Annotated in this window: 13 protein-coding genes; 7 read left to right on the top strand and 6 right to left on the bottom strand. The window is 65.1% G+C overall.

Going from position 1 to position 13,622, the window contains the following annotated elements; translation table 11 throughout:
• Nucleotides 1-40 precede the first annotated feature (40 nt).
• Nucleotides 41-955 (top strand): LysR family transcriptional regulator, encoded by a 915-nt coding sequence (locus tag AC1RL8_RS16055; protein WP_070059261.1) that lies wholly within the window; start codon nucleotides 41-43, stop codon nucleotides 953-955.
• Nucleotides 956-1,487: 532 nt separating this feature from the next.
• Here AC1RL8_RS16055 and AC1RL8_RS16050 read toward each other — a convergent pair.
• The 6 genes from AC1RL8_RS16050 to AC1RL8_RS16025 all read right to left on the bottom strand — a co-directional run bounded on the left by AC1RL8_RS16050 (nucleotide 1,488) and on the right by AC1RL8_RS16025 (nucleotide 7,302).
• Nucleotides 1,488-2,489 (bottom strand): NADP-dependent oxidoreductase, encoded by a 1,002-nt coding sequence (locus tag AC1RL8_RS16050; protein ID WP_159270784.1) that lies wholly within the window; start codon nucleotides 2,487-2,489, stop codon nucleotides 1,488-1,490.
• Between the two features lie 108 nt (nucleotides 2,490-2,597).
• Nucleotides 2,598-3,428 carry an alpha/beta fold hydrolase gene (locus AC1RL8_RS16045; protein WP_139701798.1) on the bottom strand — a complete coding sequence of 277 codons (831 nt, stop codon included), beginning with the start codon at nucleotides 3,426-3,428 and terminating at the stop codon, nucleotides 2,598-2,600.
• Between the two features lie 11 nt (nucleotides 3,429-3,439).
• Nucleotides 3,440-4,426 (bottom strand): acrylyl-CoA reductase (NADPH), encoded by a 987-nt coding sequence (gene acuI, locus AC1RL8_RS16040; RefSeq protein WP_095744414.1) that lies wholly within the window; start codon nucleotides 4,424-4,426, stop codon nucleotides 3,440-3,442.
• Nucleotides 4,427-4,460: 34 nt separating this feature from the next.
• Entirely contained in the window at nucleotides 4,461-5,249 is a 789-nt protein-coding gene (locus AC1RL8_RS16035) for an SDR family NAD(P)-dependent oxidoreductase (RefSeq protein WP_159270785.1), read from the bottom strand.
• Nucleotides 5,250-5,309: 60 nt separating this feature from the next.
• Nucleotides 5,310-6,404 carry an alkene reductase gene (locus tag AC1RL8_RS16030; protein WP_139701796.1) on the bottom strand — a complete coding sequence of 365 codons (1,095 nt, stop codon included), beginning with the start codon at nucleotides 6,402-6,404 and terminating at the stop codon, nucleotides 5,310-5,312.
• 52 nt (nucleotides 6,405-6,456) lie between these two features.
• The gene (locus AC1RL8_RS16025) at nucleotides 6,457-7,302 is read right to left on the bottom strand and encodes an alpha/beta fold hydrolase (RefSeq protein WP_070059256.1); all 846 of its coding nucleotides are present in this window, start codon (nucleotides 7,300-7,302) and stop codon (nucleotides 6,457-6,459) included.
• Nucleotides 7,303-7,434: 132 nt separating this feature from the next.
• On the opposite strand from AC1RL8_RS16025, the gene AC1RL8_RS16020 reads away from it, so the two are divergent.
• The 6 genes from AC1RL8_RS16020 to AC1RL8_RS15995 all read left to right on the top strand — a co-directional run bounded on the left by AC1RL8_RS16020 (nucleotide 7,435) and on the right by AC1RL8_RS15995 (nucleotide 13,592).
• Nucleotides 7,435-8,040, top strand: coding sequence for a TetR/AcrR family transcriptional regulator (locus tag AC1RL8_RS16020; RefSeq protein WP_095747520.1), 606 nt, complete (start codon nucleotides 7,435-7,437; stop codon nucleotides 8,038-8,040).
• 146 nt (nucleotides 8,041-8,186) lie between these two features.
• Entirely contained in the window at nucleotides 8,187-9,206 is a 1,020-nt protein-coding gene (locus tag AC1RL8_RS16015) for an AraC family transcriptional regulator (RefSeq protein WP_159270786.1), read from the top strand.
• A 149-nt stretch (nucleotides 9,207-9,355) separates the two neighbouring features.
• Nucleotides 9,356-10,750, top strand: a complete 1,395-nt coding sequence (locus AC1RL8_RS16010; protein WP_159270787.1) for an MFS transporter — start codon at nucleotides 9,356-9,358, stop codon at nucleotides 10,748-10,750.
• A 13-nt stretch (nucleotides 10,751-10,763) separates the two neighbouring features.
• On the top strand, nucleotides 10,764-11,504 hold the full coding sequence (locus AC1RL8_RS16005; RefSeq protein ID WP_159270788.1) for a nitroreductase: 741 nt from the start codon (nucleotides 10,764-10,766) through the stop codon (nucleotides 11,502-11,504).
• Nucleotides 11,501-13,153, top strand: a complete 1,653-nt coding sequence (locus AC1RL8_RS16000) for an AMP-binding protein (protein ID WP_159270789.1) — start codon at nucleotides 11,501-11,503, stop codon at nucleotides 13,151-13,153. The genes AC1RL8_RS16005 and AC1RL8_RS16000 overlap by 4 nt, the downstream gene beginning before the upstream one ends.
• Complete coding sequence (locus tag AC1RL8_RS15995) at nucleotides 13,146-13,592, top strand: MaoC family dehydratase (protein ID WP_139701790.1); 447 nt, start codon at nucleotides 13,146-13,148, stop codon at nucleotides 13,590-13,592. Before AC1RL8_RS16000 ends, AC1RL8_RS15995 begins: the two co-directional genes overlap by 8 nt.
• The last annotated feature ends 30 nt before the right edge of the window (nucleotides 13,593-13,622 follow it).

Raw genomic sequence — 13,622 nt, 5'->3', positions numbered from 1 at the left:
GTACCGAGCGTCGCCCTGACCAACAAGAAGGAGAACATTTGTGGACAGCCTGGATCTCCTGCGCACATTCAGCGAGGTCGCCACTTCGGGGAGCTTCTCCCGCACGGCCAAGCATCTTTCGCTGTCCAAGGGCACCGTCAGCAAATACATCGCGGCACTCGAGAGCCGGTTCGGTGTCAGATTGCTGAACCGGACCAGCCATGCCGTCAGCCTGACGGACGCTGGCGCCTTGCTGCTCGAAAGAAGCAGGCCCATGCTCGAACTGGCCGACGTCACGCAAGCCGAGCTCCAGGACCGCGCGCGGATCCCCAGCGGGCGCGTGCGCATCTCGGCGCCTTACGGCATGGAACTGACCGAATTGCCGGCATTGATCAACGCCTTTCTTGGCCACTATCCGGAGGTCAGCATCAGTCTCGTGCTCACAAACCGCATGGTCGATCTTGCGGAGGAAGGCGTCGACATCGCGCTTCGCTTCGGCGCGTCAGCCAATGAGAACCTGATCGTTCGAAAACTGGTATCGATGGAGCTCACTGTCTGCGCGGCTCCCGTTTACTGGCGTAAGCATGGTGTGCCAGCTCATCCGGGCGAACTTGCGCATCACATCGCGCTGTTCAGCAGCCATCTGAATCCGCTGCCCAAGTGGCGCTTCGAAGTCGACGGTCAGCCACTCGAGGTCCCGGTCCGTGGACCGTTGGATGCGACGGAAGCCAGTCCGCTCATCCAGGCGGCGCTGCTTGGCGCAGGCGTCGTCTACTTGCCCTCGGTGATGCTCGCGCCTTACGTCGAGAGCGGGCGACTGGTGCCCGTGCTGTCGGAGTTCGTTCGCAGCGACATGTGGCTGTCCGCTGTGTACCTGGAGCGCCGGCACAGCACGGCGGTGCATCGGGCACTGCTGGATTTTCTAGTGAGCCGGTTGAAGCCTACAGGTTCGCGGATGAGGATCGACGCGCAGTGAGCTGGCAACGTGCGAAGGATGCGCGCCTCCCTGCGGGTTGTCACTGAAGCGAGCAGGATCGCGCAACCAGCTTGCTGCGGCGTGACCAGGCGCCCTGATGTCGTCCGCTGGGACGGCCACGTCGTAGTCCAAGTCCTTCGGGATCTCGAAGGTTTCGAACTCCGCGTTTCTGCGGGAGGCCTTTGATGTGGATTCCCACGCTCATTGGCCCCACTTTTCCATCGAACGCTGACCCGCTTCTGCGCACCGATGCGCAGAACCACAGGCGTGCGCGTTGGAATACAGGCGGTTCAAGCGTCAGCGAAAATGTGGGTCCACGCGTCGATGGCCGCACCGATGCCGCTAGATGCGCCGGTCACCAGTGCGCGCTTGCCGATGCGGGCGGTTGTGTATGAACTCAAGGTCGATCTCCTGGTCATGCAGAGCGGGTACAGAACGCCAAGGCCATCGGAGGCTTGCGCGTCGGCCGTGCGATGGCCTGAGTCGGCGGGGCAAGGGCCTGATCAAAGACGCTAGCGCAGGCAGGCGGCAGCTACACCACTTGCACCACGACCTTGCCCTTGGCGCGCCCACTGTCGACGTAGGCCAGTGCTTTGTGGGTGTCCTGAAATGGGAACACTTTGTCGACGACCGGGCGGATGGCGCCTGACTCGATGAGGGCGGTGATCTCTCGCAACTGCGCCCCATCGGCCCGCATGAAGACGAAGGTGTAGTGGCCCCCGTTCTTCTTTGCCTTGTTCCTGATGCTGAAACTCAACAGGCGCAGCACTTGCCTGAGCGGCCAGGCCAGTCCTCGCGCGATGGCGAATGCCGGGGTGGGCGGCCCCGAGATGGAGATGAGATGCCCGCCCGGCTTGAGAACCTGGAGGGACTTGTTCAGCTCGCCGTTGCCGAGGCTGTTCAACACCACGTCGTAGTCGCGGAGCACCGTGGCGAAGTCCTGCTGCTTGTAGTCGATGACGACGTCCGCGCCCAAGGCCTTCACCCAGGCGACGTTGGCCGTGCTGGTGGTGGTGGCCACGAATGCCCCGAGATGCTTGGCAAGCTGGATGGCGATGGTGCCGACGCCGCCGGAGCCGGCATGGATCAGAACCTTCTGTCCTTTTTTCAGCTTGGCGGTTTCGACCAGCACCTGCCAGGCGGTCAGAGCCACCAGAGGAACGGATGCGGCCTCGACCATGCTGAGATTCTTGGGCTTCAGCGCTAGCGACGATTCCTTGACGGCGATGAACTCGGCGAAGGTGCCGATGCGATCGTCGTCGGGGCGCGCATAGACCTCGTCGCCCGGTTTGAAGCTGCGAACGCAAGCGCCGACCCGCACAACCGTACCGGCCAGGTCGTTGCCCAGGATCAGGGGGAGGTGGTAGGGAAGAATCAGTTTGAATTCGCCGCTCTTGATCTTCGAGTCCAGGGCATTGATGCTCGCCGCGTGGATCTGGATCAGGACGTCATCGTCCCGCACCTCGGGCTCGGGCGTTTCGCCGATGCGGCCACCTTCATTCTTTCCGTAACGATCGATGATGAACGCTTTCATGGGCGACTTTTTTCCAGAGTGTTTGATTGAATGCGCTTCGGGCAGCCCCGCCCCACAGGGGGCGGTCGGGAAAGTCGGCCTGAAGCCGGTTGCAAAAGATGCCGTCGTTCAGTCATTGAGAAAGGCCAGCGCCTTGGGCACGAATTCGCCGTGGTACTGGAAAATCCCGCCATGCCCAGCGTCTTTGTAGATGACCAGTTGTGAGCCTGGGATGCGACGCGCCATGTCGTGACTGTTCACGGTGGGAACCATGATGTCGTTGTCGCCATTGGCGATCAACACAGGGATGCGGATGCCGCCCAGATCCTGGGGCGCCTGCTGGCCCCAGGCCTTGATGGCCTTCAGCTGTCGCAGGAAGGCAGGGGGCATCGGTTCCTTGTCCCGATCCGCCTTGCGCTCCTTCAGTCGCTCCAGGAAGGCTTTCGCGGCTTGACGACCGTTGGCCGTGGAGGTGAAGAACAGAAAGGTCTTCGGATCCCGCAGCGTCAGCAGGCCTTTGACTATCAGCGGCCAGGAGACCGCTCCGACCCGTTCGATGCCTGTGCCGCCTGCCGGCCCTGTGCCGGTCAGGATGAGTCGGCGCACCAGGCCGGGGGCTTTCAGCACGATGTCCTGCGCCACGAATCCTCCGAGGGAGAAGCCAAGCAGATCAATCTTCTCGAAGCCCAGTGCGTGGACCAGCGCGATCGCATCCCGCGCCATCGCATCGATGGTCACAGGCGCTGTTCCGCCTGAAGCGCCGATCCCTCGGTAGTCGATGGCGATGATGCGATGCCTGCGGGCAAGTCCATCGACGATCCGCGGGTCGAAATTGTCGAGGACCGCGCCCCAGTGGTTGAGCAGGACCAGAGGCACGCCATCGCGCGGCCCCAGGTCGCGGTACGCGAATGCAGTCCCGTCGACATCGATCGAGAGGTTGGGAGCGTCGATGAAGGGCATGCGCGATCCGGTCAGGCGTTCACATCCACGATGGTGCGCCCCTGGACCTTCCCTGCGAGTACCTGGCTGGCAACGTCAGGAACCTCTGCCAATCCGATCACCTTGGTGGTCCGTGCCAGCTTGTCCAGGTCCAGGTCGCTGGCCAGACGCGACCACGCCTGCAGCCGCGCAGGCTGCGGCGCATTGACCGAGTCGATACCGGCGAGGGTGACGTTGCGCAGGATGAAGGGCAGGACGGATGCCGGCAGGTCCGCGCCCTGTGCGAGCCCGAAGGCCGCGACCACGCCGCGATACCGGGTCTGCGCCAGGACGTTTGCCAAGGTATGGCTGCCGACCGAATCGATGGCCCCGGCCCATCGCTCCTTGGCGATCGGTGCGCCCGCTTCGGACAGGGTGTGACGGTCGATGATGTCCGCCGCGCCCAGCGCACGCAGGTAATCGGATTCCTCGAGACGCCCGGTCGACGCGATCACGCGATAGCCCAGGCTCGACAGCAGCGCGATCGCCACGGAGCCGGCGCCGCCATTGGCGCCCGTCACCAGGATGTCGCCGTGCTTGGGCGTCAGGCCACCATGCTCGAGCGCGAGCACCGACAGCATGGCGGTGTACCCGGCGGTGCCGACGGCCATGGCATCCCGGGTCGAAAACACCTCGGGAACCTTGACCAGCCAATCACCGCTCACCCGCGCCTTCTGCGCAAAGCCGCCGTGGTGCGTCTGGCTCAGTCCCCAGCCGTTGGCCAGCACACGGTCGCCGGCTGCGATGCCGGGATAAGTCGACGACTCGACGACACCGGCAAAGTCGATGCCCGGAATCAGCGGAAACTGGCGAATGACCGGTGACCGGCCACTGAGCGCCATCGCATCCTTGTAGTTCACCGTCGAGTACTCGACCGCGACGGTGACGTCGCCCGGCATCAGGTCCTCTTCCTTGAAGTCGACCAGGCTGCTTGAAATGGTGTCGCCGGTCTTGCTGGCGAGCAGTGCCTTGAATGTCATGTGCTGTTCCTTCCGTTCTGGCGTTCTTGCCGTTTCAGGCGGCGGTTCGATAGCGCTCCGCCACGTGCGCCTGCCGAATGTCCGCGACCAGGGCCTGACGTGCCGTGTTCAGCACCTCCCAGCGCGCGGGATCGTGCAACGGCGGGATGGTCACGAGTTCACGGCGGTCGAATCCGGTCAGCGCGGCATCCACCAGCTCTTCTACTCCCATCAGGTCGGGCATCGCACGGGTATCGATGCCCGCGCGCTCCCAGATCTCGGTGCGGGTGCCGGCCGGCAACACCGCCTGCACGTAGACGCCCTTGGGCGCGAGCTCCAGGCTCAACCCCTGGGACAGGAACAGCACGAAGGCCTTGGTCGCGCCGTAGACCGACATGCCGAACTCGGGCGCTAGGCCGACCACCGAGCCGATGTTGACGATCGCGCCTTTGCCGGCCTGCACCAGGCGCGGGGCGATGGCGCTTGCCAGCCTCACGAGTGCGGTGGTGTTGAGGCTGACCAAGCGGGCGACATCGTCTGTCGACTGGTCGATGAACGGGCCGGACAGTGCGGCCCCGGCGTTGTTGATCAGGGTCTCGATCCTGGCGTCCTCGCGCAGTCGCGTCTCGACGGCGGCCAGGTCGCCGGGTTGGGTCAGATCGGCCGCAAGGATATCGACGGCAGCGCCGGTTTCCTCACGCAGGCGCGCCGCGAGCGTTTCCAGCCGCGCCTTGTCGCGCGCCACCAGCACGAGGTCGTGGCCGCGGCGTGCGAAGCGGTCGGCATAGATGGCGCCAATGCCGGTCGAGGCGCCCGTGATGAGAACAGTGGAATGAGAGGTCATGTGTTTTGCTCGTGATCGAAAGGGTGAGTCCATGCCGCGATATGCAGCGTGAAAAAACGACTACCGGACGCTGGAGTCAGCGAGGGTCGGATAGTCGATGTAGCCTTTGGCGCCACCGCCATACAGCGTGGTGGGGTCCAGCGCGGCGAGGGGTGCGCCGATCTCCAGCCTTTCGACCAGATCGGGGTTGCTGATGAAGGGGCGGCCGAAGACGAACAGGTCGGCCTTGTCCTCGATCAGGCGGGCGTTGGCCAGTTCGAGGTCATACCCGTTGTTGGCCAGGTAGGTGTTCTTGAAGCGAGTGCGCAAGGCGTCGAAATCGAACGGTGCGGCATCGCGCGGACCCCCGGTGGCGCCTTCGACCACATGCAGGTAGACGATGCCCATCGCATTGAGTTGCTCGGCGATGTAGTCGTACTGCGACTGCGGATCGCTGGACGAAATGGCGCCGGCCGACGACACCGGCGAGAGGCGCACACCGGTGCGCTCGGCACCGATTTCCTTCGCCACGGCGGCCGTGACTTCGAGCAACAGGCGCGCGCGGTTCTCGATGGAGCCGCCGTACGCGTCCGTCCGGGTGTTGGCACCGTCCTTGATGAACTGCTCCAGCAGGTAGCCGTTGGCACCGTGGACCTCGACGCCGTCGAACCCCGCAGTGATCGCATGGGCCGCAGCCTGGCGGAAATCCTCGACGATGCCTGGAATCTCATCCAGGGTCAGGGCACGTGGCTCGGAGACGTCATGAAAACCGTTGTTGACGAAGGTCTTGGTCGCGGCGCGGATGGGGGAGGGGGCCACCGGCGCGGTGCCACCAGGGCGCAGGTCGACGTGGGAGATACGGCCCACGTGCCACAACTGCACGAAGATCCGCCCGCCCTTGGCGTGAACGGCGTCGGTCACCTTGCGCCAGCCGTCGATCTGCTGCGGCGTGTACAGGCCCGGGGTGTCCTGGTAGCCCTGGGCATCGGCCGAGATCTGGGTGGCCTCGGTGATGATCAGGCCCGCCGAGGCGCGCTGACCGTAGTAGGTGGCGGCGTACTCGCTGGGCACCAGACCCGCGCCTGCCCGATTGCGCGTCAGCGGCGCCATCACGATGCGGTTGGACAGTTGGAGTGAGCCAAGTGTGTAGGGCTCGAAGAGCGTCTTGTCAGTCATGCTTGTTTGCTGTGTCGTCGTTGATCGGGCGGGGACGGGATGCGCTACGGCATCACTCCTCGAGGAACTGGATCGCGTGTTGCAGGAATCGCTCGGGATACTGGAACTGCGCGCCGTGTCCGGCGTCGGGATAGATCAACAGCTGCGCGTTGGGAATGTTCTGCGACAGATGCCAGGAGTTGATCGTGGGAATCATGATGTCGTCGACGCCGTTGAGCACCAGGGTCGGCTGCGTGACGGCGTTCAGGAAGGCATAGGGGTTCGCACCCGGCAGCGGCTGCAGGTAGGCGGCGTGCGCCTCGGCTTGGGCTTGAGCGACGGCCATCGAGCTGGGCGGGTCCTGGTCGGCGCGCTGGTGGCGGCGCTCCCAGAAGGCCAGACCCGCCTGCTTGGCAGCTTCCGAGCGGCCGAAGAACAGGTAGAGAAAGTCATCCGCGGTCGGCACGGGGTTCGGCGCGACCTCCAGCACCCTGGGCTCCATCTTCGGATCGCCGCCGCGCAGTCCGGTGCCGAGCAGGACGAGCTTTCGAACCAGTTGCGGGTGACGCAGCACGACCTCCTGCACCTGGAAGCCCCCGATCGAGAAACCAAGCAGATCGACCTGGGACAGACCCAGCGCCCGGATCACCAGGGCGATGTCGTCCGCCATGTCTTCGATCCGGTTGCGGGGCGTGCCGGTCGAGGAGGCAATGCCGCGACCGTTGTAAAGGATGACCTCGCGGCCTGCGGCCAGACCATCGGTCAACAGGGGATCCCAGTGGTCCAGGCCGCCGCGGAAATGTTGGACGAAGAACAGAGGGGGCTGTCCGCTGGAGGTGTTGCCCCAGCGGCGATAGGCGAATTTTTCGCCATCCACTTCGACGAAGCGGGTGGGTGCGGTCAGGTGGGTATCGCTCATTTTCGGAAGCCTTCCAAGGTAAGTTGGCTTAATGATGTCGATCATCATCTTTGATGTCAAGGACTTTGATGATGATCGACATCAATGTATATTCATGGCTTCACCGATGGCACATCTAGAGAGGTCCTGGACATGAAGGTCACCAAGGCGCAGGCACAGGCGAACCGGGCGCACATCGTCGAGACGGCCTCCACGCTGTTTCGCGAGCGTGGTTACGACGGGGTGGGGATTGCGGACTTGATGGCGTTCGCAGGCTTCACCCACGGCGGGTTCTACAAGCACTTCGAATCCAAGGCCGACCTGATGGCGCAAGCCGCGACCTGCGGTTTTGCGCAGACGGCCGCCAAGGCCGAAGGCGTCGATGCGATGGCATTTGTCCATCACTATCTGTCCCGTGAACACCGAGATGCACCGGGTGACGGTTGCACGATGGCCGCCCTGTGCGCAGATGCTGCGCGCCAACCGGAGTCGATCAAGACGGCGTTTGCGACCGGCATTGAAAACCTGCTGGTGACCCTGGGAAACCAGTTCGACGCGCCAGAGGAGGACGATCAGGGCGGCGACGCACGCGCCAGGCGGATCGACCTCATTGCGCAGGCAGTCGGTGCCATCGTGCTGTCGCGGGCGTGTCCTGACGACTCGCCACTGGCCGATGAAATTCTGGATGTCTGCCGCAGCGCCGTCCTGTCGAGGCTTTCCTCGATGACGCCTGGCGCTTCCGGTTCCCAGAGCACCTAGTCGCACAACTTCCGCGACAGCCCACGACAGAGGTCGGCGGCATCTCATTGCTGCAGACGCTGCGGGTCCCCTGAGGCCGCATCCTGCACAGCGCGAAACGCGCTTATAAAGAGCTCGCCCCACCACTGATTCTTGAGCGAGTGCGTATGAAGTCTGCAGGCTTGAAGGGAACCGTGTCCATTGAACTGGTGCACGAGGCGATCCACGCCGCGGCGCTGAGAAACATGGACATCAGCAGCGTCCTCGAAAGCGCCAAGATTGATCGTGAGCTGTTGAACGCGCCGCGTGCGCGCATCTCGGCGGCGGCGTATTCGCAGATGTGGGTGGCGCTGGCCGACCTGATGGACGACGAGTTCTTCGGCCTCGACAGCCACGGGCTTCGCCGCGGCAGCTATGCGCTGATGACGCGCGCCGCCGTCAACGCCGACAACCTGGCGCATGCGCTGCGCCGCATCCTGAGGTTCCTCCACGCCACATTGGACGATTTCCGCGGCGAGCTGGTCTGCGACGGCGACGAGGCGCGCGTCGTGCTGCATGACGGCGGCGTGCTGCGCCGGTTGTTCGGCTACGGCACCTGGTTCATCCTCGTCCATGGGCTGGCGTGCTGGCTCGTGCACCGGCGCATTCCCCTGCGCGAGATGCAGTTCCGATGCCCGCCGCCCGGCGACGACAGCCACTACCGAACGCGCTTTTGCGAGAGCGTGAAATTCAATGGCGAGACCACGCACATCAGTTTCGCAAGCGATCTGCTGGACCTGAAGATTGCGGAGTCGCCCGCCACGGTCGACAACTTCCTGAGGGAAGCGCCGGCCAACCTGCTGGTCAAGTACCGTAACGACGCCAGCACCAGCGCCCAGGTGCGCAACAGGTTGCGAAGCCAGATGCCCGAGGCGTGGCCCGAACTCGAAAAGCTCGCACAGGAACTCTGCGTTTCCGGCACCACGCTGCAACGCCGCTTGCAGCAGGAGGGCGTGAGCTACCAGCGCGTGAAGGACGACCTGCGGCGGGACATCGCCATCGACCTCTTGTCGAGCGCGTCGCTGACGGTGGCCGAAGTCGCTGCCCGCACCGGCTTCCAGGAAACCAGCGCCTTCCATCGCGCCTTCAAGAAATGGACAGGCGTCAGCCCGGGCGCCTATCGCTCGTCCGCACCCGCGCCGCAATAAGCCGAAGCTCCGGCGTCCGGCAGGGATGCCGACATGTCCGAACGCCCCATCCAGATCGAGACGCGCGGGCATGGAAGCGTGCGGCCTGCAGAACTAACCTCCCGTCGACATCGCATCTCGCGACAGATCAAACGACAGGAGACGAAAACATGCAGCAGGCCGGCAAGCAGGTCGATATTCACGCGTTGGCGGGGCACTCCCGGTTCAACGGCTTTCACGGGCTCGTGCTCTGGTGGTGCGTGTTGATCCTGGTCATCGACGGCTATGACCTGGCGGTCGTGGGCGCCGCGCTGCCATCGATCATGAAAGACATGGGCGTCGACGCCACGAGCGCCGGCGTCATGGCCGGGTCGGCGTTGTTCGGAACCATGCTGGGCGCGATCTTCCTGGGCACCTTGGCAGACCGCATCGGCCGCCCTCGCATGATCGCGGTGTGCGTGGCGCTCTTCAGTGTCTTCACGGCGCTGACCGGGCTGGCCACCGAACCCATCGGCTTCAGCGTCGCCCGCTTCATCGCGGGCCTCGGCATCGGCGGGGTGTTGCCCATCGTGACCGCGCAGATGGGCGAGTTCGCACCGGCGAAGCTGCGCACGCGCCTGGTGACGATGGTTTTCGCGGGCTACTCCGTAGGCGGCATTCTGGTTGCGCTCACTGCCAAGCAGCTCATCGAGAGCCACGGATGGCAATGGGTGTTCTATGTGGCCGGCTTGCCCGTGCTGCTGATTCCGCTCATTCTGAAAACGATGCCCGAATCGCTGTCGTTTCTCCTCAAGAAGGGTGACCAGCGGCAGCTCGGCGAGATCGCGGCCAAGCTCGCGCCGGAGCAGCCGAACGCAGCCGGCACCGTGTATGTCGGCGCGTCCAGCGACCGCCTCCACGACGCGCCGGTGCGAACCCTGTTCGATGCCGGACGCGCGTTCAGCACCGTGATGATCTGGGTGGCCTTCATGACGGGGCTGTTCATGGTCTACGCGCTGAACTCCTGGCTGACCAAGCTCATGGCCATGGCGGGATACAGCCTGGGCTCGGCCCTGAACTTCGTGATCGTCTTCAACGTCGGTGCGATCGTGGGCGCGATCGGCGGCGGCTTGCTGAGCGACAAGTTCAACATCAAGCATGTGCTGGTGGCGTTCTACGTGGTCGGGGCTGCGTCGCTGGCCGCGCTCGCATACACGAAATCGACCGAGCTGCTGTTCGTTGCCGTGTTCGTGGTGGGTGCGTCCACGCTCGGAACGCAACTGCTGGCCTATGCCTACGCCGGCGATTTCTATCCACCGGCCGTGCGTTCGACGGGTGTCGGCTTTGCCTCGGGTGTCGGCCGCATCGGCGCCATTGCCGCGCCGATCCTGATCGGCTGGCTCGTGTCGCTGAGCCTGCCCATCGAGCAGAACTTCATGGCGATCGCCCTGGCCGGCGTCATCGGCGCGGCAGCGGTGTCGTTCGTGAACCAGTCGCGCGCCGCGTCGACCCAGGCCAAGGCCGCGCGCGCGGCCACCGGCGAAGTGGGCCGTGTGGGCGGGGCGATTCGCCCGGCTTCGAAATAGCAAGGAAACCTCAATGAACCGAATGATGGCGCCACCGCTGGAGGCACACGCGCTGCAAGGAGCGGTCGACTGGGCCATTGCCACCCGGCGCAGCGTCAGGGCGTTCTTGCCCCGGCCGGTGCCCCGGGAAGAGGTCGAGGCGATCCTCTCGACGGCGCGCTACAGCGCCTCCGGCATGAACATGCAGCCCTGGCATGTGCATGTGCTGACGGGGCCTGCCAAGGCCCGTCTGTCGGCGGCGATTGCCGTGCTCGACGACGATCCCGGCCGGTCGGGCGAGCTGCTCGAGCCCTACGACTACTACCCGCGCGAATGGTGTTCTCCCTACCTGGAACGGCGCCGCAAGGTCGGCTGGGACCTCTACGGATTGCTCGGCATCGCCAAGGGCGACAAGCAGCGCATGCACCTGCAGCACGGTCGCAACTACCGCTTCTTCGATGCGCCCGTGGGCCTGTTCTTCACGGTGGACCGCGAACTCGAGGAGGGCAGCCTGCTGGACTACGGCATGTTCCTGCAGAGCGTGATGGTGGCCGCGCGCGGCCGCAACCTCCACACCTGCCCGCAGGCCGCGTTCCTGAAATTCCATCGCCAGATCGCGGACCTGCTGGACATTCCCGCCGGCCAGATGCTGGTCTGCGGCATGAGCCTGGGCTACGCCGACACCTCGTCGGTCGAGAACTCGCTCGTCACCGAGCGCGAGCCAGTCTCCGCGTTTACGACCTTCCACGACACCTCCAAGGAGACCACCGCATGAGCGCGCCATCCTATGCACGGGGCCTCGAACGCTGCGCGGCAAATCATGTGCCGCTCACGCCGCTGGGCTTTCTCGACCGCGCGGCGCTCGCGCATCCGAACCGCGTGGCGGTGGTGCACGGCGAGCTGACGCGAACCTGGGCGCAGACGCGCGAGCGCTGCCATCGCCTGGCGTCCGCGCTGGCGATGCGAGGCATCGAACCGGGCGACACCGTCTCGGTGCTCGCGCCCAACACGCCGGCCATGCTGGAGGCCCACTTCGGCATTCCGCTGGCCGGCGCGGTGCTCAACGCAATCAACCATCGCCTGGATGCCGAAGGCATCGCGTTCATCCTGCGCCACGGCGAGTGCAAATTGCTGATGGTCGATCGCGAGTTCGCCGCCACGGTGGCCGCAGCGCTGAAGCTGCTCGACCGTGCGCCTGCGGTCATTGACATCAACGACCACCTCGCACCACCCGGCGAACCCATCGGCGAGACCGACTACGAATCGCTGCTGGCGAACGGAGACCCGGACTTTGCCGGTCGCTGGCCCAGCGACGAGTGGCAACCCATCGCCCTGAACTACACCTCCGGCACGACCGGAGACCCCAAGGGCGTGGTCGCCAGCCATCGCGGCACCTACCTCATGAGCCTGCTGCAGATCACGAACTGGGCGATGCCACGGGCGCCGAAGTACCTGTGGACCTTGCCCATGTTCCACGCGAACGGATGGTGCTTCACCTGGGCCGTGACTGCGGCGGCGGGCACCCATGTCTGCCTGCGCCGGGTGTCTGCCGACGCCGTGCTGGAGGCCATCGAGCGCCATCGGATCGATCACCTCTGCGCAGCGCCGGTCGTGATGGCGATGCTCGCGGACGCGGCGAAAGACACCCGGCTGCCGCGCCCCGTGCGCGTGCTGACGGCCGGCTCACCGCCGCCGCTCGCCGTGCTGAACGCGGTGCTGGCAATGGGCTTCGACGTGGAGCACGTCTTCGGAATCACGGAGGTTTCCGGCACGCCGGTGAGTTGCGTGTGGCAGGACGGCTGGGACGACCTAGCGCCCGCCGAGCAGGGGGCGCTGCGCGTGCGCCAGGGCGTGCGCGCCGCCATGTTCGAAGGCCTCATGGTCGGCGATGCCGACACCCTCGAACCCGTCGTGCCCGACGGCAAATCGGCGGGCGAGCTCATGCTGCGCGGCAACACCGTGATGATGGGCTACTTCAAGAACGAGGCGGCAACGCGCAAGGCGCTCGCCGACGGCTGGTTCCGCACCGGTGACGTCGCGGTCCTGCATGCCAACGGGTATGCGCAGATCACCGACCGGTCGAAGGACGTGATCATCTCGGGCGGCGAGAACATCTCGTCGGTCGAAATCGAAGACGTCATCCATGGACACCCGGCGGTGCTGCATGCCGCCGTGGTGGCGCAGCCCGACCCCAAGTGGGGCGAGGTGCCGTGCGTGTTCATCGAGCTGAAGGCCGGTGTCGCCGCGCCCACCGAGCAAGAGATCATTGCGTTCTGCCGCGAGCGGCTGGCGCACTTCAAGTGTCCGCGCCGCGTGATCTTCATCCCCTTGCCGAAGACGGCCACGGGAAAGATCCAGAAGTTCCGCTTGCGCCAGCAGGCCGGAAGCCAGGACGCCATCACCCGGCTCGCGAGCCATGGTTGAGTGCGAAGCGGCCGCGGCCCTGGGGCCTGTCGGGCCCGGCTATCGCTTCTCGCGACCCCACACCTTCGACGAAGCGCAAGTGCGTGCCTTCGCGCTGGCCGCGGGAGACGAGAACCCGCTGCACCACGATGCCGCGTTTGCACAGGGCACGCGCTTCGGCGGCTTGATCGCCAGTGCGACCCACACCACCTCGCTGCTGATGGGGCTGACCGCCAGTCACTTCGCTACGAGGGGGAAGGTGCTGGGCATGAACTTCTCGGTCGACCTGCTGCGTCCCGTACGGGCGAGCGAGACGGTACTCATCGAGTGGCGCGTGACGTCGATGGCCGCGCATTCGAAGGGCGGCTGCGTTCTCGAATTGCAAGGTGCGATCAAGAGCGCAGACGACAGGACCAGCGTGCTCGCGCAGGGCACGGTGCTTTTCACGCCCGCCGCATGAGTGCTTTCCGCGCCAGCGTGCGCGTTCACG

The organism is Variovorax sp. GW822-FHT04E09 (assembly GCF_058800845.1).
Note: the sequence above shows the minus strand (reverse complement) of the source record. Positions and strands in the feature narration are given on the sequence as shown.

Excerpts from the sequence above, each read along its gene's own strand:
- AC1RL8_RS16050 (WP_159270784.1), bottom strand. The coding sequence starts at position 2,489 with ATGAAAGCGTTCATCATCGATCGTTACGGAAAGAATGAAGGTGGCCGC.
- AC1RL8_RS16045 (WP_139701798.1), bottom strand. The coding sequence starts at position 3,428 with ATGCCCTTCATCGACGCTCCCAACCTCTCGATCGATGTCGACGGGACT.
- acuI (WP_095744414.1), bottom strand. The coding sequence starts at position 4,426 with ATGACATTCAAGGCACTGCTCGCCAGCAAGACCGGCGACACCATTTCA.
- AC1RL8_RS16035 (WP_159270785.1), bottom strand. The coding sequence starts at position 5,249 with ATGACCTCTCATTCCACTGTTCTCATCACGGGCGCCTCGACCGGCATT.
- AC1RL8_RS16030 (WP_139701796.1), bottom strand. The coding sequence starts at position 6,404 with ATGACTGACAAGACGCTCTTCGAGCCCTACACACTTGGCTCACTCCAA.
- AC1RL8_RS16025 (WP_070059256.1), bottom strand. The coding sequence starts at position 7,302 with ATGAGCGATACCCACCTGACCGCACCCACCCGCTTCGTCGAAGTGGAT.
- AC1RL8_RS16020 (WP_095747520.1), top strand. The coding sequence starts at position 7,435 with ATGAAGGTCACCAAGGCGCAGGCACAGGCGAACCGGGCGCACATCGTC.
- AC1RL8_RS16015 (WP_159270786.1), top strand. The coding sequence starts at position 8,187 with ATGAAGTCTGCAGGCTTGAAGGGAACCGTGTCCATTGAACTGGTGCAC.
- AC1RL8_RS16010 (WP_159270787.1), top strand. The coding sequence starts at position 9,356 with ATGCAGCAGGCCGGCAAGCAGGTCGATATTCACGCGTTGGCGGGGCAC.
- AC1RL8_RS16005 (WP_159270788.1), top strand. The coding sequence starts at position 10,764 with ATGAACCGAATGATGGCGCCACCGCTGGAGGCACACGCGCTGCAAGGA.
- AC1RL8_RS16000 (WP_159270789.1), top strand. The coding sequence starts at position 11,501 with ATGAGCGCGCCATCCTATGCACGGGGCCTCGAACGCTGCGCGGCAAAT.
- AC1RL8_RS15995 (WP_139701790.1), top strand. The coding sequence starts at position 13,146 with ATGGTTGAGTGCGAAGCGGCCGCGGCCCTGGGGCCTGTCGGGCCCGGC.